Origin of the sequence: Thalassolituus sp. UBA675, from assembly GCF_002297765.1 — a bacterium.
In the GTDB taxonomy this organism is placed as follows: domain Bacteria; phylum Pseudomonadota; class Gammaproteobacteria; order Pseudomonadales; family Oceanobacteraceae; genus Thalassolituus.
Window position 1 is genome coordinate 108,626 of sequence record NZ_DBNJ01000033.1, and the last position, 22,567, is coordinate 131,192.

A 22,567-nucleotide genomic window follows, 5' to 3' on the forward strand; every position below is an offset into this window, starting at 1 on the left:
TTTATTTTTTACGCGCTTAACAATCTGAAGGTTTTATATGACTCCGCAATCTTTTGCTGCTCTGGCTGAACAGGGCTATAACCGTATTCCGGTCGCACGCCAGGTACTGGCTGATCTTGATACTCCTCTGTCTACTTATCTCAAGCTGGCTGATCAGCCATATACCTACTTATTCGAGTCGGTGCAGGGCGGCGAGAAATGGGGGCGTTACTCCATGATCGGCCTCCCAGCCCGTGAAGTCATCCGGGTAAGTGGTTACACCGTGCAGCACCTGCGGGACGGCGAAATCATTGAAGAGCAGGAGGTTAATGATCCTCTGGCATTCATCGAGGAATTTCAGGGGCGCTTCCGGGTGCCAGATCTGGAAGGCCTGCCGAAGTTTGACGGTGGGCTGGTGGGGTACTTTGGCTACGACACGATCCGCTATATCGAACCGCGACTGAAAGACAGTTGTCCTGAAGATGAAATCGGTACGCCGGACATACTCCTGATGGTCTCCGAAGAGGTCGTCGTTTTCGACAACCTCAGCGGCAAACTGCACCTGATTGTGATGGCCGACCCGTCTGTGGAGCAGGCTTTCGAAAAAGCCGAACAGCGCCTGGGTGAACTGCGCGAAACTCTGCGTGCGCCTTATCAGGGCGAAGTTGGTCAGCTTCGTACGGCAACGGAAATTACCGAAGAGGATTTTCGCTCGTGTTTTGGTGAGCAGAAATTCATGGATGCCGTCGATCAGATTAAAGAATACGTACTGTCTGGCGACATCATGCAGTGCGTGATTTCTCAGCGCATGCGCATTCCTTTTGACGGTAACCCTGTTGATGTATACCGGGCTCTGCGTACGTTAAATCCATCGCCATATATGTATTGCCTGAACCTTGGTGATTTTCATGTAGTGGGATCTTCACCAGAAATTCTCGCCCGACTTGAAGATGGTGAAGTGACCGTGCGCCCGATCGCTGGCACGCGCAAGCGGGGTTATACCGAGGAAGAAGACAAGGCCTTCGAAGATGAGCTTCTTGCTGACCCGAAAGAAATTGCCGAACACCTGATGCTGATCGATTTAGGCCGCAATGATGTGGGCCGAATTGCAAAATCCGGTCAGGTGAAAGTCACTGATCAGATGGTCGTTGAGCGTTACAGTCATGTCATGCACATCGTGTCTAATGTGACTGGTAAAGTAAAAGACGGCATTACGGCAATGGATGTGTTACGGGCAGCCCATCCTGCCGGTACCTTGAGCGGTGCTCCGAAAATTCGTGCAATGGAAATCATCGATGAATTCGAATCCACCAAACGCGGTGTTTATGGCGGAGCAGTGGGCTATCTGAGCTGGAATGGCAACATGGATACCGCTATTGCTATCCGCACGGCTGTGATTAAAGACGGTACCCTTAACATTCAGGCTGGCGCCGGTGTTGTTGCTGATTCTGTGCCGCGACTTGAATGGAAAGAGACGATGAACAAAGGCCGTGCCGTATTCCGTGCAGTCGCAATGGCGGCTGCAGGGCTGGATCAGTAAAGGAGAAATAGCATGCTGGTAATGATCGATAATTATGACTCCTTTACCTACAACGTAGTCCAGTATTTCACTGAACTCGGAGCCGAAGTAAAGGTATTCCGCAATGATGAAATTACCGTCGAAGAAATCGAAGCGCTGAAACCCGAGCGCCTGGTTATTTCACCGGGGCCCTGCACGCCGAATGAAGCGGGCATATCTATGGAAGCGATCCGCTATTTTGCCGGAAAAATTCCAGTGCTGGGTATTTGCCTCGGGCACCAGAGCATCGGCCAGGTTTATGGCGGTGACATCATTCGTGCCGGGCAAGTTATGCACGGCAAAACCTCTGATGTTTATCATGCGGGTCAGGGTGTTTTTTCAGGGTTACCCAACCCTTATAAAGCGACCCGCTACCATTCTCTGGTGATAGATAAACAGAATCTTCCGGACTGCCTGGAAATAACTGCATGGACTCAGAATCCTGACGGCAGTATCGAAGAAATTATGGGTGTTCGACATAAAGAGCTGGCCGTCGAAGGTGTTCAGTTTCATCCGGAATCTATTCTGACGGAGCATGGGCACGAATTATTAGATAACTTTTTAAAAACGACGCTTAACCGCGACTGACAGGAGAAACTCATGGAAATTAAAGAGGCACTGGCTCGCGTTGTTGAGCGTCAGGACCTGGCTACTAACGAAATGATCGACGTCATGCGTCAGATTATGACGGGTCAGTGTGACGATGCTCAGATCGGTGCTTTTCTGGTTGCGCTGCGTATGAAAAGCGAAAGTATCGATGAAATCGTGGGTGCTGTTACCGTCATGCGCGAACTGGCTACGGGCGTTTCTGTTAAGGCTGAAAATGCGGTTGATATCGTGGGTACCGGCGGTGATGGTGCGAACCTTTTTAACGTATCAACGGCGTCATCGTTTGTTGTCGCGGCGGCTGGTGGCACAGTTGCAAAACACGGTAACCGCGGGGTTTCTTCAAAATCCGGCAGTGCGGATCTGCTTGAAGCCGCAGGGGTCAACCTGACGCTTACTGCAGAGCAGGTTGCGCGTTGCATTGATGAGCTGGGTGTTGGCTTCATGTTTGCGCCATCACACCACAGTGCAATGAAGCACGCCATCGGCCCAAGAAAGTCGCTGGGCATGCGTACCATTTTTAATATCCTTGGGCCAATGACCAACCCAGCGGGTGTTGCGAATCAGGTCATTGGTGTTTTCTCACAGGCGCTTGTGCGCCCTGTTGCCGAAGTATTACAGAGAATGGGCGGTGGTCATGTATTAGTCGTGCACTCAAAAGACGGACTTGATGAAATCAGTCTGGCCACTGAGACATACGCCTGTGAATTAAAGAATGGCGAGTTGCGTGAGTTTGTTATTACTCCAGATGAGCTCGGTATTGAGTCTCAGCCACTAAAAGGACTGGACGTTGAAAGTGCTGAGGCGTCCCTGACCTTAATTAAGGATGCCTTAGGAAAGCGTGAAACAGCCGAAGGCCAACGTGCTGCAGATATGCTCGCATTAAATGCAGGCGCCGCGATCTACGTGGCTGGTCTTGCGACAAGCCTGAAAGAGGGCGTCGCCATGGCAGATGATGCTATTTGTTCTGGCCTTGCGCTGGGCAAACTCAATGAACTGGTCAGCTTCTCCGGACTGCTGGCGGAAGACAACGACCGCTGAGCGGCACGAAAGAATTGCTATGAATACTCCGACCATTCTGAAAAAAATCATCGATACCAAAGCCGTAGAAGTGGCTCAGCGCAGTGCGAACCTTCCATTGAATGAGCTCAAAGCTCAGGCACTCGATATGGACAAAGACGCACTGCGTGGTTTTTACCGCTCAATGAAGGCGAAAGTCGACGCTGGCCTGCCAGCAGTGATCGCCGAGATCAAGAAAGCATCGCCATCGAAAGGCGTACTGCGCGAAAACTTTATTCCGCAGGAAATCGCAGAATCCTACGAGAAAGCCGGCGCTGCGTGTTTGTCTGTACTGACTGACCGCGATTATTTTCAGGGCCACGAAGACTTCCTGAAGGCGGCACGCAAAGCCTGCAGCTTGCCGGTGATCCGTAAAGACTTTCTCGTTGACCCTTACCAGATCTACGAAGCTCGCGCGATTAATGCCGATTGCGTGCTGTTGATCGTTTCTGCTCTGAGCAAAATGCAGCTTCAGGACCTTGAAGGCATTGCCCACGAACTGGGTATGGATGTACTGGTTGAAGTTCACGACGGCGAAGAGCTTGAAACTGCGCTGACTATGCAGACACCTCTGGTTGGCATTAACAACCGTAACCTGCATACCTTCGACCTGACACTTGAAACCACCTTCGGCCTGCTGGACAAAGTACCATCTGATCGCCTGCTGGTTACTGAGAGCGGTATTCTTGGGCCAGAAGACGTTGCAGCCATGCGTGAGCGGGATGTTCATGCGTTTCTGGTTGGTGAAGCCTTTATGCGGGCGGATGATCCGGGCGAGGAGCTCGCCAAGCTGTTTTTCTGACCTGACGGTCGGTTTATAGCCACCTTCGGTGGGTGGGCTTCTTTGGCTGCCGCCGGGCCTTTGTTTTTTCTGCAAGGGGCAAGTCTCTTTCGGTCCTCAGAGTTTATAGCCATCTTCGGTGGACAGGCTTTTTTGGCTGCCGCCGGGCCTTTGTTTTTTCTGCAAGGGGCAGGCCCCTTCCGATCCCCTTTTCCGGCGCGATGCCCTAATCCTTGTCTCTTGATACCGATTGGGGCACGCCTGCAGCGGCCATCCATGGCCGCGGGCAGGCTTAACCGGCGTCCTGCCGGTTAGCACCCATCGTTATCTGCGATCCTGCGGGGTCATCACAAGCCGGGCTTCATCAGCGCTTCGCGGCGAGGTTGAATAATATTTATGTAGGCCTTTTGGTGGGTAGTACCCACCCTACGGTAGGGGGGGGGTATTGCGCACCATGAGAAGAGCACGGTTTCGCGGATTCAAATGCGCCTCTGGGGTCGCCGGGATTTACGCCAGCTTTGCAGGCAACGTGAGGCAGGATGCCGAACGAGGCTCCATACGGGCATGGATGCCCGCCGGAGCCGGTTGCCGGAAAAGCCAGTAAATATCGGATTCACGGCCCAGAAAGCGCGAAAGCAGGGGGATGGGCCGCCCGCCCGGGGGATGCAATCCCCCAACAAGGGCATAGGAACCTGGCGGCAGCCAAAAGCGCCTCTCTGCCGAAGGCAGCTACTGCTAACAAGGGCAATGGAACCCGGCGGCAGCCAAAAGAACCTCTCTGCCGAAGGCAGCTATAAACCTCACATACAAAAACGCCCGGTCAAAACCGGGCGCTTTCAGCAGCTGCGGTACTCAGCGAGTACCAAACACCACAATGGTTTTACCAGACACACTGATCAGCCCCTGTTCTTCCAGAGATTTGAGTACGCGGCCCGCCATCTCGCGGGAACAACCAACGATGCGGCCGATTTCCTGACGGGTGATTTTGATCTGCATGCCGTCTGGGTGGGTCATGGCGTCTGGCTGTTTGCAAAGATCCAGCAGGGTGCCTGCGACACGACCGGTTACGTCAAGGAAGGCGAGGTCGCCAGCTTTGCGGGTGGTACGGGTCAGGCGCTCGGCCATCTGGCGGAAGATACGGAATACGAGTTCAGTATCGGAGTCTGCCAGTTCACGGAAGCGGGCATATGAAATTTCAGCGACTTCGCAGGGGGTTTTGGCGCGGACGCACGCTGTGCGCGGGCTGTTTTCGTCGTCAAACAGGCCCATTTCTCCAAAGAAGTCGCCTTCGTTGAGATAAGCCATGATCATCTCACGGCCTTCGTCGTCCTCAATGGTGACGCTCACAGACCCTTTCATCAGGTAATACAGGGTGTCGCTTTCTTCACCTGCATGGATGATGGTGGTCCGGGCCGGATAGCGCTTCTTATGACAGTGCGTCAGGAAGTGTTCCAGCGGCGCGTGCATTGATGGAATACGAGGGATGATCATTTGTTATTGTCCTTAATCGAATCTCTTTTGATTATTACGCATCGCCGGCGTGAGTTGAACCCGGCATTGGGGCCATTTATGCCGTTTGCCTTTGTTTTTCAGGCTTTTATTGATTTTTCTCGCTGTCATATTATCGGTCTGGCCCGTCTGTGTTAAGCTCCGCGTTTTTACCAGCCGGAGTGAACGCAGATGAAAACGCGGGTTAAATGGGTCGATAACGCTATGTTTCTCGGGGAGTCAGGCAGCGGTCACTCGGTGGTGATGGATGGGCCTGAAGATCACGGCGGCCGTAACCTCGGTGTGCGCCCGATGGAGATGTTGCTGCTGGGGCTGGGTGGTTGCACGAGTTTTGACGTCATGAGCATTCTGCGTAAGCAGCGTCTGGATGTGACGGACTGTGTTGCCGATATCGACGCTGAGCGCGCAGATGCCGTTCCTGCTGTATTTACTAAAATCCACGTCCACTTCACTGTGACGGGGAGAAGCCTGAAGGAATCGGCTGTGGAGCGGGCAGTGAAGCTGTCCGCCGAAAAATACTGTTCTGCTTCCATTATGCTGGAACAAGGCGGTGTTGAAATTACTCATAGCTATACTGTCGCCGAAGCTGAATAAATTCTGGCTAGGCATTTGAGGTTACCGATTTGAATAATAAGCTGCGCCTGCATGGCTTTAACAATCTGACGAAGACGCTGAGCTTTAACATCTATGATGTCTGCTATACCAAGACAGAGAAAGAGCGTCTTGAGTACATTGAGTACATCGATGAGCTCTATAGTGCCGACCGATTGACCAAGATTCTGACGGAAGTTGTCGACATTATTGGTGCTCATATTCTGAATATTGCGCGTCAGGACTACGAGCCAGAGGGTGCCAGTGTCACCATGCTGATTGCTGAGCATGAGGTACCACCACCGGAGGATATGGTTGAAGAGAAGCCAGGCCCTCTGCGTGACTCCGTAGTCGCTCACCTGGATAAGTCTCATGTCACCGTGCATACCTATCCTGAAAGTCACCCGCATGGCGGTATTTCGACTTTCCGGGCAGACATTGATGTGTCTACGTGTGGGCTTATTTCACCGCTGAAGGCGTTGAACTATCTGATCCACTCACTGGATTCGGACATAGTGACCGTTGACTACCGCGTCCGTGGCTTTACCCGTGACGAGGACGGTGTGAAGCATTACATCGATCACGACATCAACTCGATTCAGAACTACATGACCGAAGACACTCGTAATGCCTACGAGATGATTGATGTTAACGTGTATCAGGAGAATCTTTTCCACACCAAGATGATCCTGAAAGATTTTGAGTTGGATAATTATCTGTTTGGAGAGCGCTCCAAAAATATGAGCGCCGAAGAGCGTGCTGAAGTAGAGGCTAAGGTGCGTAAAGAAATGCTCGAAATCTTTTACTCAAGAAATATGCCGTAACCTTGAGGTTGTTGGCCGTCAATGTAAAACGCTGAGCTATGCTCAGCGTTTTCGTATGGGGTAAACGGCGAGAATACGCCCACGGGAATCCTTAGACTGGCGTAATGCACAGGTGAGCAATCCGCCCACAATAATCACTCCGCTGAGAACGGCGTAGGTAAACAACATCGGAAACGTCTCCTGGTCCTTATGGTCAGTGTCTGTTTCAGAGTAGCTGCTTCAGTGGATTATGCGAGTAGCTCTTTCAGCCAAGGGCGTGAAACCATGGATAAGGCCGGGAAAGCTACTTCATAGGAAGTAGCGATCGTAAAAACTACGTCTGATTGGTTATTTTGGGTCAGATGCGCAAATCAGCTTAAAGCCGTTTCTCTGAACCATCACCTCAGCACTTCTGAATGCTTCAGAGGCCCACTCTTCATAGGCCAGGTGCCGGTTGGCCACAATCCACAACTGTCCGTCGCGTGTCATGTGTTGTCTGGCATCACGGAAAAGTCGTAAGGCGAACTCGTAATCGGTACGCTTTCCCTGATGAAAAGGCGGGTTACTGAATATGTAATCGAAACGCCCTTCGACACTCATTAACCCATCGCTGGCTATTGTTTCTGCACTCAGTCCGAGACGGGCGGAGTTCAGTTCTGCGCTTCTCAGTGCCATGGCATCGACGTCACTCAGTGTTATGTCGAGAGCAGGGCTACGTGATTTCATGGTTAGCCCAATGACTCCAGAGCCGCATCCCAGATCCAATATCTTGCCGTGGGCCGGAGCGGGTACATGTTCCAGCAACAAGGCTGTTCCCTGGTCGAGTTTGCCATGGCCAAATACGCCCGGCAGCGTCATAAAACTGAGGTCGCCCGCCTGAAATGAGCTGGCGAAGCGTAACCAGTTAGCTGGCGCATCAGATTTATTCAGACGCACATTCCAGAGTGAGCAGTGTCGGGCACTGTCCATTTTTGAACTTTCGCTGGCGTGATCTTTCAGGGCGTTTCCGATACTTTTACCACCCGCATCATTGGCGGCGACAACGTAGCAGCTGTCGAGCTGCTGGCTGAGCATACTGATCAGAGCCTGCCCCGCGGCTTTGGCTTTTGGCCAGAGCACAATCACCAGTCGACCTGAGAGCTCAGAAACATCGGGAACGCCGAACTGTACCTGTGGATTCTCTTTGTCAGCGTGGTAGGCCTGAGCGGTCAGCCAGTCGGCGGTGATAATCTGAACCTTGTGTTCGTTTATGTGTTCAGCCCAGCCTGATGGTAAGCGTGCTTCTGAACCAATAATCGTGGTGTTGGCCGTCAGCAGCATCGGGTGGCGCTGTAGCAGTTCGTATACGTTGCTCATTCGTTAACGCCGGTCAGTACATCTCTTACTGTGAGAGCATCCTGTTGTGGGTCGCGGTTCAGTGCCACGAGGCCGCGCTCCCGTAACGTACTCGCCTGAGAGACATTCTGCCCACTGCAGAAGATCAGCTGACCCGTTTCGGCAGCAAGGTTTCTGAGACTCTGTAACTGGCCCGGCTCCGGCGTATCAGCAACGCCAACGACTGCGCCCTGAAGCTTCTGCGTGCGGATGAGTTCGGAAATTTCCTGCGGTGTCGAAAGACCGGCGAGGCGGATAACCCGAATACCAAACTGTTTCAGCAGTATGCCCAGCAGAAGCAGCTCCAGATCATCACTGTATACCGTATTAGCCAATACCAGAGTGGCGTTGAGTGAATGCTCAGAAGATTCGCTGAGCCGCATGCATAGCCGGCCCTGCAGGAAGCCTGCGAAGAACTGTAACCGGGCGGGGCCCAGGGGTTCGGTTATCTGCTCCCGTAGCTGCTGATGAAGTGGAAGCAGCAAAAAGCGTAGGGCGATGTCGACTGGAAAGAAGCCGGTTACCTCGTCCATGACCCGCGTAATTTCAACGTCGTCGAAGTCCCGTATCGCGCTAGCGAGGCGGGCTCTGTACTGTGACCATTGTGACGGTTGACTGGTCTGCACATTAATATCGGGCTCAGGCTCACCATTTTCCAGCATCGCCTTAGCTTGAGAAATGGGAATGCCGCGCTGCAAAAGTGATACAACTTTGCGTATAAGTTGTATGTCTGCTTCGGTATACAGACGATGTCCCTTGGCGGTACGTTTCGGGGTAATGAGGCCGTAACGTCGCTCCCACGCACGCAGAGTAATCGCGTTAACACCGGTTTCGTTCGAGACTACCCGTATCGGATAGTAGGCAGCCTGAGATTCAGAGGGGGCGGACATGACGAATTTATTTCCAGAACTATACAAAGCAGTCCAAATTCTATAAGTAGTTGTACATAATGTAAAAGAAACCAAAAGGCTGATACGCTCAGTCTTGATCTGAATGATATGAAAAGCGACTCTGATCACAGTCAGAGAGTCGGCGACAGAGAGTAACAGCGGAGACGATCGATGGTCACAGACCTGAATGATGAGCAGGGCCCTATCAATCTTGAACTTCTGAAGAAGGCAGTTGATGCCTCAAACGACGGCATCGTGATTGCCGAGCAGGAAGGTGACGATAACATTCTGATTTACGTCAACAAGGCGTTTGAGCGCCTGACAGGCTATACCGCTGACGAGATCCTCTATCAGGATTGTCGCTTTCTGCAAACCGGTGACCGTGAGCAGGAGGGATTGCAGGAAGTACGTGCGGCCATCAAAGAAGGGCGCAGTACCCGGGTAGTTCTGAGAAATTATCATAAAGACGGCACAATGTTCTGGAATGAGCTGAGCTTGTCTCCTATACGCAATGATCAGGATCAGCTGACGTATTACATCGGCATCCAGAAAGATGTCACCGCACAGATCGAAGCCGAAGCCCGCGCCCGTGCGGCGGAGGAAGAACTTGCTGCGCTGAAGGCCAGCAAAGCCTGACAGTACTTATAATCAGGCAACAAAAAGGGAGCTGACAGCTCCCTTTTTTGTTCACGCCAGAATCAGGCGTTTTTATAGGCTTCGGCAGAGTCCAGGATCATCTGACGAGCTTCGTCAGCGTTACCCCAGCCTTTCACTTTCACCCATTTACCTTTCTCGAGGTCTTTGTAGTTCTCGAAGAAGTGACCGATCTGATCGCGCAGCAGCTGCGGAACGTCGTCGATGTCTTTTACATCGTTATACAGCTGGGTCAGCTTCTCGTGTGGAACAGCGACCAGTTTTGCATCTTCACCAGCTTCGTCTTCCATGTTCAGAACGCCAACTGGACGTGCACGGATCACTGAGCCAGGAGCCACTGGGTAAGGAGTTACGACGAGCACATCCAGTGGGTCGCCATCGTCAGCCAGGGTGTTTGAGATGTAACCGTAGTTCGCTGGGTAGAACATCGGCGTCGCCATGAAACGGTCTACCATCAGGCAGTCCATGTCTTTGTCGATTTCGTATTTGATTGGGGCGTGGTTCGCCGGGATTTCAATCACAACGTAAACGTCATTTGGCAGGTCTTTGCCAGCAGTAATCGCGTTATAGCTCATGGTATTTCCTGTAACGTGAGAGTTTTTAACAGATGGCGCGGATTATAGACCTATCTAATGTGTCCTGTCAGTTCCACCAATGGAGAAAGACTCTATAATCGGGACAGTAGAAAACGAGAATAACAGAGAGGGTGCAATGAAGGGCTATTTGGGCTCAATGGTCGCAATTCTGGCCACGGCAATGAATGCAGCAGTTGCAGAAGACTTATTTCTGCCTGATGCGGGTCTGGATGCGGAACTGTCCGGCTTCACTGTGGTACCGGAAGTACTGACTGCGACACGGCTGAAGCAGCCCAGGTCGGAGGTACCGGGTAGCATGACTGTGATCACAGCAGAGAATATCGAACAGTGGGGGGTGCGTACTGTTCCTGAACTGTTCAGGTTTGTCCCGGGCATGTTCGTTAAGCATGGTGATCAGGACTCTATTGCCTATCACGCGTCCAATCCTAACCTGATGCGTCGTATGCAGGTTTTGATCGACGGTCGCTCAGTATATCGCGCAGGTATCGCTTCTGTGGTCTGGGAAGATATCCCGGTTGCGCTTGAAGACATTCAACGCATTGAAGTGTTCCGTGGGCCAAACGCCTCTTCATACGGTGCCAATGCCTTTATGGCGGTGATCAACATTGTGACCTTCCACCCTGCGGACACATTGGGCTCTCGCGCGTTTGCCCGCTCTGGTTACCAGGGAGTACGTGACTACGAGGTCAGTCATTCGGCTGAACTTGGCGAGTGGGTGTATCGCGCGACCGTGTCCCGTAAGCATGATGATGGCTTCGATGGTAGTGAGCGTCTCGGCCAGGAGACTGTTCAGCCAGGGGACAACCTACATGACGGTAGCCGCGATAGCTTTATCAGCCTGAATGCAACGACTCAGTTCTCCGATCAGAGTCGGCTTCTTGTCGAAGCGGCATACAAAGATGGAAAACAGCGTATCCGCCAGCGTCGTGGGGAAGATGAGATTGCCCCGGTCGACGACAATCAGAGCGGCTTCGTGATGGCTCAGTGGCAGTATGATTTCTCCGCGAGCCACACCACCCAATTGCGAACTTATTGGCAGAGGGAGAAGCGTCGCACGGATTTCCGCAAGTGCGGTCCGGCTGTTACTTTATCTCCAACTTTGCGGGCGCTTTATCAACAGGACCCGTATTGGGCATCGGCTTTACTATCGTCAAAGTTCCCGGATGAGCAGCTCGCTCGGGTTTTCTATGGTCTTGCAGACCCTGAAGTGGTTGAGGCCGAGATAGAGGGGGTGTTTGAACGTGGTTTCGACATTTCCCAATCTGATCTTGATGAAGCGCAGGCGTTACTGGCAGAAGGTGGGGCGGATCCGCAAACTGCGGCGCAAACACTAGCGTCCACCGTTTGCGGGGACTATTTGTTGGATTTTGACGAAAGTCGGTTTGATGTAGAGTTTCAGGATACTGTCCAGTGGAATGATGTTCTGCGCACCGTTGCCGGGGTGAACTTTCGCCGAGATGAAGTAACGTCTGAAACATACTTTAATGGCACTGTGAGTAATGATCTGATGCGTGTATTTGCGAATGCTGAGATACGCCCACTGGATAAACTGATCTTCAACCTTGGTGGCATGTACGAGGACGAAGACAAGAATAGTGCTGTTTTTTCGCCTCGTGTTGCCGCTAACTTCCTGATCGCTCCCCAGCACAGTTTGCGCCTGGTGTATTCAACGGCGGTACGCTCACCCGACTTGCTCGAGCAGGAGCCGGACTACCGACTCACGCTTGATAATTTGACGGAGAACTATCTCGGGTTAGAAGAGGGTACTTATTTCGAGACTCAAAACGGCGCTTATGGAGAGCTTGATCATGAACGTATCACCAGTTGGGAATTGGGGTATTACGGTCGAGTGCCTTCTCAGAACATTGAGATGGACATCAAGTTATACCGAGACCACTTATATCAACTGATTTCAGCACCTATCAATTTGAATACCCCTGATGTCAGCTCAGATACCGAAATGAATTTATCAGGTGTTGATTGGCAGTTTACCTGGAATCCGGTACGGGCACACTCGCTTTGGTACTCGGGAGCTTATGTTGATGCTGATGTCAGGTTAGGGGATGTTTCACTTTTGTCGGTGAGAGAAGTAGAAAACCTTTTCCGTGTTGAAACTCGCCTCAGCTCAGAATTTAGTCATAACCTTAGCTGGAGTTTCGAATACCGTAGCTGGCGTCTGACGCAATCTTATTTCTGGCACCGTAGCTATGACAGTGGTAATGACGATGAGCTGAATCCATATCGTCGTTATGAGGCGCATCTGAAAAAAGGGTGGGCATTCAACAGCTTTGAGCTCGAAACCAGCGCATTTCTGCATCACTTGATTGATGATGAACCGATCGCTTATAACACTAACCGCATTGAAGATAAGTATCTCGGATTCCTTCAGGTAGGTGTTAAATTCTGATGCGCGTAGCGGGATTCTTCATCCTGCTTTTCGGCGCGGCTCTGGCCCGCGCTGATGTTCTGCTATTGTCTGAGAACCACTCGCCTGCGCTGTTAGCACTGGCCGAGGGAGTTTCCTCTGCAATCGGAAAGCCCGTACGGCAGGTTCATTCTGAAGAGCTGGTGGGAGAGGACGACCTGGTCATTCTTGCCGGTGACGCGACCGCTAAAAGCTGGCGCGGTAAGCAGAAAAGCGTGGTGGTCTGGACCCGTCGAGAGGCGATTGAGGCTAACAGTAGCAAGATTCAGAGTGCGATATTTTCTGAGCCCCCTGTGCAGCGCCAGCTTGATCTGACGAGGTTGCTGTTTCCTGACGCTCGTCTGGCGCTGATCCTGTCAGATGAAGCGCCTGACTGGGTCAGCCGTGAAATTGGATTACTGCAAGGCGATGACTTTACTGTGTTTGCCAGGAAACCAGAGGACAGCCTGAACCGGACCTTAAAAGAAGCTCTGGCTGAGCACGATGTATTGCTGGGCACCCTCGACAGGGGGGTGTACAACCCATCAACGATCAAAAATATTCTGATCACGGCTTATCGCCAGAACATCCCTCTGGTTGGCCCTCATCAGGCCTATATCCGCGCGGGTGCTATTGCCACCACTTATAGTTCTCTCGCAGATACCGTTAAGCGACTGGTCGAAATCATCGAATCAGACGTGCTCCCTCCCCCGGGGTACAACCCTTACTTCTCGGTCACCGTGAATGAGCAGGTGGCGCGTTCGCTCGATATTGTCCTGCCCGAAGACATTTCTGAAATTACCTCGCGGTTACGGTAGTCACACCTCATAATCTGAACTGCTTTCTGTTCCGATGCTCTGGTCTGGCACAGCGTTTTCAGGTCTGTCAGAGGTGAGCGATATCATTGAGTATTCATTTGTATAGATAAAAGCGTTTGTTATCAGGAAGCGCTATACTGCGCTGAGGATATCATCAAGGCAGAGATATGCGCATGGAAGCAGTTATCAGGATATGTTGGGCATTGTTGCTTTATTGCAGCATGATTGCCGCGCATGCTGATATTGCAATGATTGCACCTTCGGCGACGGCTCAGGCACAGAAATTTGCCCAGATGCTGGAGGATTCCCTCAAAGACACAGCGACCCCCGAACGCGTCGAATTGGTTGACCTGAACTCAGAGGTTAATCTTGAGAAATACCGTCTGATAGTCACTCTCAGCGGTAGTACATTACGTCAACTGATTGCCGAGGACAGGCTTCCGGGCAATATCCCTGTTGTGGCCTCCTACCTTTCCAGAGCAGAACACCGCGAATTCCGCTCTTATGTTGCTAGTGCCGTGTATTCTGAGGCTCCGTTGCAGCGTCAGTTAGCGCTTGCCGAGGCCATATTCGGTGAAAAGGAAGTGTTTGGCGCTTTGGTTGCCAGTGATGCCAGTAGCCTTGTGTCGGCCGACAACCTTCGTGTTTACCCTGTATCTGAATACGACAGTCTTAATCATGCGTTGGTTGAATTGCTTGGGTCCAGCAGAGCGCTTATCGGTGTCTATGATCCTGATCTCTATAGTGCTGAAAATATAAAAAGTATTCTGATTACCTCCTACCGGCACAACCGGCCATTAATTGGCCCGACGCAAGCCTATCTTAAGGCGGGAGCGCTGGCATCGACTTACAGTACGCCAGAAGATGTTGTGCAGCGGCTCACCGAGATAGTTAATGAAGGTCTCAGTGAGGCAGCGACCTTTCCTGAGGCTGATTACAACCCTTATTTTAGTGTCGGATTCAATCGTCAGGTCGGGCGTTCGCTTAACCTGTTGCTCCCTGATTCTGTTGACGTGGCCAAAAGGCTAAGGTCGCAGGAGTCAGATCAATGAGGATCAGTCACTGGTCTATTCGTCGTAGGGCTATTGTGCTTGCTGCGGTGCCGGCGTTCATTACTGTACTGCTGTTAACGGCAATGCACATGTCTCAGCGCTGGTCAGATGCAGGTGAGAACAGCGAATCGATTGTGCGTCTGATGGTAGAGAGTATCAGTGCCTCTGCAGAGTACCCCGTGATCTCGGGTAATTATGAGATGCTGGCGCCATTAATGGATGCTGCACTGGGAAGGCCGGAGATAGCAGCGGTTCGGGTGCTGGATCCTCTCGGTCTGCCCCTGATCGAGCGAACAGTTGAAGGTTATGACGAGCTGGAATTCGATGATCTCCGTGTTTTTCAGAAAGAGCTTAACCGCACCGTTATCGATCTGGACCCGGTTGATATGGGAGGGCTGCTGGACGAAGAAAGCTCAGAGCGAAGCGTGACATTCGCAGTGATTGAAATAGCGATGACGGATCACTACCTGCACGCCCGGGAGATGGAAATTCTCTATCAATCAGTAGTTGCTGGCGTGCTGGTGGTCTTGCTGGCGGCGCTGACTGGCCGATATATTGCTCTGATGATTGTGCGGCCGCTGGAGCGCACGGCGGCTTTTCTGTCGTCTCTTTCCGGAGGCGACTACTGGAACCGCATTGAGGAGTCGGATGGCGCTGAATTGGGGCGCGTACAGAACAGCGGTAATCGCCTCGCCGAAGCCCTTGAGCGGGCTCAGAGTGAGCAACGCGTGTTTACCGCCAGGCTGCTGGAAGAACAGAAAAAAGCTCGCAGCGCGAGTGAATCCAAAAGTCAGTTTCTGGCGATGATGAGTCATGAACTGCGAACCCCTCTGAACGGTGCTCTGGGAATGCTGGAGCTGATGCATCATGAGATGCAGAAAAGCGACTTTACGCTGCATAAAGAGCAGGCGGAGCAGAGCCTGGTTCAACTCGGTCAGCTTCTTGATGACATTATGGTCGTTGCGGATACCGACCAGAAGTCCGTGGCTGCGGCGCCGGAGTACTGCCTGCTCAGCGACTACTTTGATTCTTTCTTTGAGGTTCTGAGGTCTCGGGCGATGTCGCAAGGTCTCTCGTTTATCACCGATATTCAGGGAGAGCTGCGTGAGCAACCTATTCTTACTTATCCGGGCCTTTTGCGGCAGATACTGAGGCACCTGATTGATAACGCCCTTAAGTTTACCCTGCAGGGGGTTGTGTCCGTCAGTATCGCGCCACAGGGGGCGGGGATACGTATTACTGTTTCTGATACTGGTATTGGCATCCCGGCATCGGAGTACGCATCCATTCTTGAGCCCTTCACTCAGCTTGAGTCAGATCTTAACCGCCAATACGAGGGCGCGGGGCTGGGCTTAACGATAACGTCGCATGTAGTTAAGGCACTGGGGGGTGAGCTGACCTTCAGCCAGCACGAAAGTGGAGGCTGTATTGTCGAAGTTACCTTGCCGGAAGTGATATTGGCACCCGTTAATCAAGTGCCGGGCGCAATTCCTGATCACTCCTCGGGCACTCTATATTCTGGAGGTCGTCGGGTTTTTTCTGGGGCTGAGGGGAGTAGTGAGGACTCCCCGTCGGGCAATAAAGGAAAGCTGCTGATTGTTGAGGATAATGAGGTGAACCTCAAAGTAGCTGAAAAAATGTTAGCGCGGATTCATCCTGATCGTGACGTGATCGCCGTGATGTCTGGGGCTGCCGCGTTAGTCGCCGTCGAAGAACAATCCGTTTCATTGGTGTTGATGGACTGCCAGATGCCGGGAATGGATGGCTTTGAGACGAGTCAGAAGTTGCGTGAGGCAGGGTTTAGTGGGGCTATTATCGCTTGTACCGCGAATACAACCGATCAGGTTGAAGAGCGATGTCTTGCCAGTGGTATGAATGATTATATGGCCAAGCCGATTTCTCTTAAGGGGCTGATCCTGATGACTGAAAGGTGGCTGGAGAGTACAGCCACCTGAGTCAGACATCGAAGAGAGAACGCTGCTTACTTATGGTAGGAACAGGCTTTCTCAACTTCGTCTGCTGAACCCATAACGACAGACACACGCTGGTGGATCGCGTCAGGGGCAACGTCCATAATATCTTCAAAGGCGGTGCTGGCTTTACCGCCAGCCTGCTCGATCAACATGCTCATCGGATTGCCTTCGTACATCAAGCGGAGTTTGCCTGGCTTTGAAGGATCACGATTATCGAACGGGTACATGAATATACCGCCACGAGTCAGAATTCTGTGTATCTCAGCCACCATAGACGCAATCCAACGCATGTTGTATCGCTTACCCAGAGGGCCTTCTTCGCCTTTGAGAAGGTCGGCTACATAGTTCTGCATCTGCGGTAACCAGAAACGTTGGTTCGACATGTTGATGGCGAACTCCTGAGTTTCAGTAGGTACCTGAATGTTGTCACGTTGCAGTACGAACTCACCGATACGAGGGTCCAGGGTGAAGCTGTGGACACCTTCGCCAGTGCTGAACACAAGCAGGGTCGAAGGGCCGTACAGTACATAACCTGCAGCAACCTGCTTATTTCCAGCCTGCAGATAGGTAGCTTCGTCGCCACCATCAGCCCCAGGTGCTGCTTTCAGTACAGAAAAGATGGTACCGACAGTGACATTCACATCAATGTTGGATGATCCGTCGAGAGGGTCGAACAGAACCAGATAATCACCCTCTGGGTTACAGGCAACCGGATCTGGCTCCTCTTCACTGGCGAGACCGCGCACCGCAGGCATCGCTGCGAGACACTCTTTGATGAGGTCGTTAGAGATCACATCCAGCAACTTCTGAGATTCTCCCTGCACGTTTTCCTGTCCGGCGCTGCCAAGTACGCCTGCCAGTGCACCCAGGTGCAGGCGATGTGAAATATCCTTACAGGTAACCGTCAGACCTTCAATAATGTTGGCGACGTCTGAATCCTTACAGTGGTTGTCGAGAAAAGTGCGCAGGCGCTGCATGCTCCGAACCTCATAGTCCTGATTTAAGTAATGGGCGCATACTACCTTAATCTGTGCGGAAATTCAGTGGCTGTTGGGGAGACGGCAGTGGCCGTGTAAACTAACCGCTTTGTAAGATGACTGGTCGACGGATGAAGCTTCACATTCTGGGAATCTGCGGCACCTTTATGGGGTCGCTGGCACAGCTGGCAAAAGCCTTGGGACACGATGTGTCTGGATCCGATCACGGTGTCTATCCGCCGATGAGCGATCAGCTGGAGCAGGCGGGCATTGCGTTGACGCAAGGGTTTGATCCAGCGGGGATCCCTGAAGATGTTGATCTTGTTGTTATTGGTAATGCTATGGGACGTGGCAACGCTTCGGTAGAGTATGTGCTGGAGCGGGGTATTCCCTATACCTCAGGCCCTCAATGGTTAGGCGATCACGTGCTTCAAGGCCGCTGGGTGTTAGCGGTTGCAGGGACTCACGGCAAAACCACGACCGCCAGTATGCTGGCGTGGATTCTTGAGTTCGCGGGGATGTCTCCGGGGTATCTTATTGGCGGTGTCCCTGAGAACTTCACATCTTCTGCAACATTGGGAGATAGCCCTTTCTTTGTTATCGAAGCAGACGAGTACGATACGGCTTTTTTCGATAAGCGGTCAAAGTTCGTGCATTACCGCCCGCGAACCTTTATTGCCAATAACCTTGAGTTTGATCACGCCGATATCTTCCCTGATCTGGCGGCGATTGAACGCCAGTTTCATCATGTCATCCGTACTATTCCTCAAAGCGGGCAGGTCATTCGCCCAGCCGACTGTGAGGCAATTGATCGTGTGATGTCTATGGGCTGCTGGAGTAGTCAGACGACTTTTTCATCGGCCGGAGCTGACTGGCAATGGACGATGAGTGCGCCCGATGGCAGTCAGTTTGAAGTGACTGTCCGTGACGAGGCGTATCCCATCCATTGGAGCTTGTCTGGCGCTCACAACGTCAGTAACGCCGTGGCGGCGATGGCGGCAGCGTTTCATGTGGGCGTCAGCCCGGCTGTTGCGGCCGAGGCACTTGCTGAGTTCCAATCGGTGAAACGGCGCATGGAGCTTGTGAACCCCGAAGGCGCAATTCCTGTATATGATGATTTTGCGCACCATCCAACCGCGATCGCGACCACGCTTCAGGGGGCGAAGGCTCAGCTGACTAACACTGACGGACGTCTGCTCGCGGTTCTGGAGCCACGTTCTAACACAATGAAAGCGGGCGTTCACAAAGAGACACTGGCGGGCTCGGTAAACGATGCTGACGGCACGTATTGGTTTGAGCCTGAAAATATCAGCTGGTCATTGTCGGATGTCGTGAGGGCGTGTCGTGCCCCAGCACATTCTTATCAATCGACAGCGGAAATAGTCGATGCGGTCGTCAATGACGCGCGCCCGGGAGACCGTATCCTTGTGATGTCCAACGGAGGCTTTGATAATATGCCCCGACGTTTAGCCAAGGCTCTGGAGGAAAAGTATGGCTGATGCTGGCCGAATCCTTATTGCAGTGACAGGAGCCTCTGGCTCTGCTTATGCGTTGCGGCTTGGCCAGGCATTGATTGCTGCGGGTGTCGGTGCTGATTTTATCTTTTCAAAAGCTGCGCTGCTGGTTTTGGCAACTGAAACTGAGCTGACGCTACCGGCCAAGCCTCAGGCTCAGGCTCGTGAGTTGCAGAAATACTACGGCTGTGATGAGGATGATGTCAGGGTATACGGCCGGGAAGACTGGATGGCGCCGTGGGCATCGGGGTCAGGTCAGCCAGGCCCTGTGGTGATCTGTCCTTGCAGTACGGGTACCTTGTCAGCGGTGGCTACCGGGGCAAGCAACAATCTGACCGAGCGAGCGGCGGATGTTGCCCTTAAAGAGCGGCGTAAACTGATTCTTGTGCCTCGCGAAACGCCATTTTCTGAAATACACCTGACGAATATGCTGACCCTGACCCGCATGGGAGCGACGGTCATGCCGGCATGCCCTGGCTTCTACCATGACCCGAAAAGCATCAATGATCTGATCGACTTTATTGTCGCGCGTATACTGAATCAACTCGGCATTGACCACAAGCTGATGCCCTTGTGGGGCGAATCTCCGGAGAAATAAGCATGACTGAAAGTACACCTGAGCAATACAACGAACCGGACAAAGCGAAGTGGAGCTTTATCGGGTTTATTGTTGGTGTCATCGTTACTGTACTGGCCCTCAAACATTACGGTTATATTCAATTTCCTGACGAGAAAGACCGGGCTACTGTGGCTGAATTCAAGCTATTGTCACTGAGCCCCGAGTATTCCGTCAAAGTATCCGAAAAGTCTTCCGGCAAAGAAGCATTCTGTGAGAGTGGCTATCTGTTACTCAGACCACAGAATGATAAAGACGTTGCCGGTATTCTGGTGACTGATAAAAATCGTCCGGTTGAATGCCAGCCTGATCTGGCCAGAACACAGCCTTAGGAATAAAAAGAACTATGTGGCGTACACCACTTGCGCTGGCGATATTAGCGGCGCTGTCACTGCCTGCCCATTCGGCCCTTGATGATCTCGATAATGATGGCATCGCAGATGCTCAGGACCCGGACCGTGATGGTGATGGACTCCCGAACTTTCTCGAGGCGGCTGCCGGTTTTGACCCTGATGTCCCTGACCAGACAGACATCGATGGTGATGGTATTCCTGATTCCATTGATGATGATATGGACAATGATGGAGTGCCCAATCAGAAAGACGCCTTTCCGCAGGACCTGAACGACTGGAAGGATACGGACGCCGATGGTGTAGGCGACAATACGGATCAGGACCTCGACGGTGATGGTGTTGGCAACGAGTACGAGGAAAAGCTTGGCTTTGACCCAACGCGTGCCAGCTCCCGTCCGAAAGACCGCGACAGAGATGGTATACCAGATCTGCTTGACCCTGATATGGATAACGATGGTGTCCCTAACGTCGACGACGCCTTCCCGCTGGATAAAAACGAGTGGTCAGACCTTGACCGCGACGGAACGGGTGACAATACAGACTCCGACCGTGATGGTGATGGCGTAGCCAATAGCTTCGAAGAGGAGGCGGGTACTGATCCGGATGACCGTTTTTCAGCGCCAGCCGATACGGATCGTGACGGCATTCCTGACACCCTTGATGATGACCGTGATGGCGATGGTTTTGCTAATGATGTCGATCTCTACCCGGACAACAGTGCGGCGTGGGCGGATACCGACGGCGATGGTATCCCGGACAACGAAGATCCGGATGCTGATAACGACGGTATTCCGAACGTTTTCGAAATGCATCTTGGCACCGGCGTTCTTGATCCGGATAGCAAGCCGTCGGATGTCGATGGTGATGGCATGCCAGATTACTTCGACTCTGACCTCGATGGTGACGGCGTCGATAACAGTGTCGATGTATTCCCGTCGGATGGCGAAGAGTGGGTAGACACTGACGGTGACGGTATCGGTGATAACCGCGACCCTGACAGGGATAATGATGGCTTCAGTAATGAAGTCGAGCGGATCGCGGGTTCAGATGACTCAGATCCTGAAAGTAAACCACGTGATCTGGATAAAGACGGCATTGTTGATGTACTGGATGATGACATTGATGGTGACAGCTATCTGAATAAAGACGATGCCTTCCCTGAGGACGCCTCTGAGTGGGCGGACTTTGATGGCGATGGCCTTGGCGACAACTCAGATGAAGACATCGACAACGACGGCATCAATAACGAGTTTGAGCTTACCCTGAGCTTTGACCCTTACAATGCTGACAGCGTCCCGAACGACTTTGATGGGGACGGTATTCCGGACGAGCTGGATACCGACCTCGACGGTGACACCATTGGCAATGATATTGATCTCTTTCCGCGTGACCCGTCCGAGTGGTTTGATCTGGATGGTGACGGCATCGGCGATAATCGCGACAGAGACCGCGACGGTGATGGCATCGATAACGTCTATGAGGAACAGGCAGGGACGAATCCTGCAGATGCCAGCTCCGTACCTCGTGATGCTGATGGCGACGGAATCCCCGACGTTGTTGACCAGGACAGAGATGGTGACGGCTACCTGAACGAGGAAGACGTTTTTCCTGATAATCCCCTTGAGTGGTCTGATCTTGACGGAGACGGCGAAGGCGACAATATCGATCTCGACATCGATGGCGACGGTATCAGCAATGAATATGAGGTACGGCTGGGTACAGATCCAAAAGACCCATTAAGTGTCCCTTCAGACATGGACAGGGACGGTATTCCAGATGCCCTGGACAAAGACATTGATGGTGATGAAGTCCCGAACGGCAGCGATGTATTCCCGCTGAATCGCAAGGAATGGAGCGACACGGACGGTGATGGCACTGGCGATAACAGTGACCCGGATATTGATGGTGATGGCATCATTAATCGCTATGAGCGCGAACTATCGTATGATCCATACGACAACACCAGTACACCGCCGGACTCCGATGGTGATGGTATTCCGGATGAGCTGGATGATGACCGAGACAATGACGGTTACAGCAATGACGTGGACGCCTTTCCATCTGACCCAACGGAGTGGGCAGACTTTGATGGCGACGGCATTGGAGATAATACAGACACTGATCTCGATGGTGATGGCTTCAGTAACGATATTGAAGCGCGGGATGGTACGGACCCATGGGATAAATCGGATTACCCCGATTATGATGCTCCCGTGATTGGTGACATAGAATGGCTCGATGAGACGAAGAGGCTGTCAGGCATGGCGTATGATGATGGCCGCGGCATTGAGTCAGTCTGGCTTGAAAGTGTTATGGGGGACCGTTGCGATGGTTTTGTGTCTTACCCTGGCCACGTTATGGTGCCATGCCAGATCATTGGCAACAGTACTCGCTGGACGCTGGTTGTCGAAGATAAGTTTGGCAACCGTGCTGAGAAGTCGGTGAATTTCGAGTAGTTGC

General features: G+C 52.3%; 21 protein-coding genes. 15 read left to right on the top strand and 6 right to left on the bottom strand.

Going from position 1 to position 22,567, the window contains the following annotated elements:
* Nucleotides 1–37: 37 nt before the first annotated feature.
* The 4 genes from trpE to trpC are packed head-to-tail and all read left to right on the top strand — an operon-like array spanning nt 38 to nt 4,004.
* Nucleotides 38–1,519, top strand: a complete 1,482-nt coding sequence (gene trpE, locus B3007_RS15255; RefSeq protein ID WP_297531210.1) for an anthranilate synthase component I — start codon at nt 38–40, stop codon at nt 1,517–1,519.
* Nucleotides 1,520–1,531: 12 nt separating this feature from the next.
* The gene (locus tag B3007_RS15260; protein ID WP_068439262.1) at nt 1,532–2,125 is read left to right on the top strand and encodes an aminodeoxychorismate/anthranilate synthase component II; all 594 of its coding nucleotides are present in this window, start codon (nt 1,532–1,534) and stop codon (nt 2,123–2,125) included.
* 12 nt (nt 2,126–2,137) lie between these two features.
* Entirely contained in the window at nt 2,138–3,184 is a 1,047-nt protein-coding gene (trpD, locus tag B3007_RS15265; protein WP_068439263.1) for an anthranilate phosphoribosyltransferase, read from the top strand.
* Nucleotides 3,185–3,203: 19 nt separating this feature from the next.
* Nucleotides 3,204–4,004 carry an indole-3-glycerol phosphate synthase TrpC gene (trpC, locus tag B3007_RS15270; RefSeq protein WP_076515393.1) on the top strand — a complete coding sequence of 267 codons (801 nt, stop codon included), beginning with the start codon at nt 3,204–3,206 and terminating at the stop codon, nt 4,002–4,004.
* Nucleotides 4,005–4,835: 831 nt separating this feature from the next.
* Here the strand turns inward: trpC and crp are convergent.
* Nucleotides 4,836–5,474: a cAMP-activated global transcriptional regulator CRP gene (crp, locus tag B3007_RS15275; RefSeq protein WP_068439019.1), complete on the bottom strand. Its 639-nt coding sequence runs from the start codon at nt 5,472–5,474 to the stop codon at nt 4,836–4,838.
* Between the two features lie 189 nt (nt 5,475–5,663).
* Here crp and B3007_RS15280 point away from each other — a divergent pair, with 189 nt between their 5' ends.
* Together B3007_RS15280 and speD are read left to right on the top strand one after the other, a co-directional pair.
* Nucleotides 5,664–6,086, top strand: coding sequence for an OsmC family protein (locus B3007_RS15280; protein ID WP_068439018.1), 423 nt, complete (start codon nt 5,664–5,666; stop codon nt 6,084–6,086).
* A 29-nt stretch (nt 6,087–6,115) separates the two neighbouring features.
* Complete coding sequence (speD, locus tag B3007_RS15285) at nt 6,116–6,907, top strand: adenosylmethionine decarboxylase (protein WP_068439016.1); 792 nt, start codon at nt 6,116–6,118, stop codon at nt 6,905–6,907.
* Between the two features lie 42 nt (nt 6,908–6,949).
* Here the strand turns inward: speD and B3007_RS15290 are convergent, their stop codons facing one another.
* From B3007_RS15290 to B3007_RS15300, 3 genes are all read right to left on the bottom strand, one after another.
* Entirely contained in the window at nt 6,950–7,075 is a 126-nt protein-coding gene (locus tag B3007_RS15290; RefSeq protein ID WP_273092020.1) for a hypothetical protein, read from the bottom strand.
* Nucleotides 7,076–7,234: 159 nt separating this feature from the next.
* Nucleotides 7,235–8,242 (bottom strand): class I SAM-dependent methyltransferase, encoded by a 1,008-nt coding sequence (locus B3007_RS15295; RefSeq protein ID WP_068439014.1) that lies wholly within the window; start codon nt 8,240–8,242, stop codon nt 7,235–7,237.
* Complete coding sequence (locus B3007_RS15300) at nt 8,239–9,150, bottom strand: MerR family transcriptional regulator (RefSeq protein ID WP_301377645.1); 912 nt, start codon at nt 9,148–9,150, stop codon at nt 8,239–8,241. Before B3007_RS15300 ends, B3007_RS15295 begins: the two co-directional genes overlap by 4 nt.
* A gap of 171 nt (nt 9,151–9,321) precedes the next feature.
* Between B3007_RS15300 and B3007_RS15305 the strand changes: the two genes are divergently transcribed.
* Nucleotides 9,322–9,786, top strand: coding sequence for a PAS domain-containing protein (locus tag B3007_RS15305; RefSeq protein WP_068438750.1), 465 nt, complete (start codon nt 9,322–9,324; stop codon nt 9,784–9,786).
* A gap of 62 nt (nt 9,787–9,848) precedes the next feature.
* Here B3007_RS15305 and ppa read toward each other — a convergent pair whose 3' ends face one another.
* A complete protein-coding gene (gene ppa, locus B3007_RS15310; RefSeq protein WP_301377648.1) occupies nt 9,849–10,379 on the bottom strand; it encodes an inorganic diphosphatase in 531 nt (176 codons plus the stop codon).
* A gap of 136 nt (nt 10,380–10,515) precedes the next feature.
* Between ppa and B3007_RS15315 the strand changes: the two genes are divergently transcribed.
* The 4 genes from B3007_RS15315 (at nt 10,516) to B3007_RS15330 (ending at nt 16,629) form a co-directional block, all read left to right on the top strand.
* A complete protein-coding gene (locus B3007_RS15315; protein ID WP_301377650.1) occupies nt 10,516–12,807 on the top strand; it encodes a TonB-dependent receptor plug domain-containing protein in 2,292 nt (763 codons plus the stop codon).
* Nucleotides 12,807–13,622 (top strand): hypothetical protein, encoded by an 816-nt coding sequence (locus B3007_RS15320; RefSeq protein WP_301377651.1) that lies wholly within the window; start codon nt 12,807–12,809, stop codon nt 13,620–13,622. Before B3007_RS15315 ends, B3007_RS15320 begins: the two co-directional genes overlap by 1 nt.
* Before the next feature lie 167 nt (nt 13,623–13,789).
* Nucleotides 13,790–14,674, top strand: coding sequence for a hypothetical protein (locus B3007_RS15325; protein ID WP_301392236.1), 885 nt, complete (start codon nt 13,790–13,792; stop codon nt 14,672–14,674).
* Nucleotides 14,671–16,629 (top strand): hybrid sensor histidine kinase/response regulator, encoded by a 1,959-nt coding sequence (locus B3007_RS15330; RefSeq protein WP_301377654.1) that lies wholly within the window; start codon nt 14,671–14,673, stop codon nt 16,627–16,629. Before B3007_RS15325 ends, B3007_RS15330 begins: the two co-directional genes overlap by 4 nt.
* 26 nt (nt 16,630–16,655) lie before the next feature.
* On the opposite strand, the gene B3007_RS15335 is transcribed toward B3007_RS15330, so the two are convergent.
* Entirely contained in the window at nt 16,656–17,624 is a 969-nt protein-coding gene (locus tag B3007_RS15335; RefSeq protein ID WP_301377656.1) for a class 1 fructose-bisphosphatase, read from the bottom strand.
* 131 nt (nt 17,625–17,755) lie between these two features.
* Here B3007_RS15335 and mpl point away from each other — a divergent pair, with 131 nt between their 5' ends.
* Genes mpl through B3007_RS15355 form a run of 4 tightly spaced genes read left to right on the top strand, consistent with a single transcriptional unit; the run spans nt 17,756 to nt 22,563 of the window.
* Complete coding sequence (gene mpl, locus B3007_RS15340; RefSeq protein ID WP_297531233.1) at nt 17,756–19,123, top strand: UDP-N-acetylmuramate:L-alanyl-gamma-D-glutamyl-meso-diaminopimelate ligase; 1,368 nt, start codon at nt 17,756–17,758, stop codon at nt 19,121–19,123.
* Nucleotides 19,116–19,736, top strand: a complete 621-nt coding sequence (locus tag B3007_RS15345; RefSeq protein WP_297531235.1) for a flavin prenyltransferase UbiX — start codon at nt 19,116–19,118, stop codon at nt 19,734–19,736. The genes mpl and B3007_RS15345 overlap by 8 nt, the downstream gene beginning before the upstream one ends.
* 2 nt (nt 19,737–19,738) lie before the next feature.
* A complete protein-coding gene (locus tag B3007_RS15350; protein WP_297531237.1) occupies nt 19,739–20,086 on the top strand; it encodes a hypothetical protein in 348 nt (115 codons plus the stop codon).
* A gap of 14 nt (nt 20,087–20,100) precedes the next feature.
* Nucleotides 20,101–22,563, top strand: a complete 2,463-nt coding sequence (locus B3007_RS15355) for a thrombospondin type 3 repeat-containing protein (protein ID WP_301377659.1) — start codon at nt 20,101–20,103, stop codon at nt 22,561–22,563.
* Nucleotides 22,564–22,567: the final 4 nt, after the last annotated feature.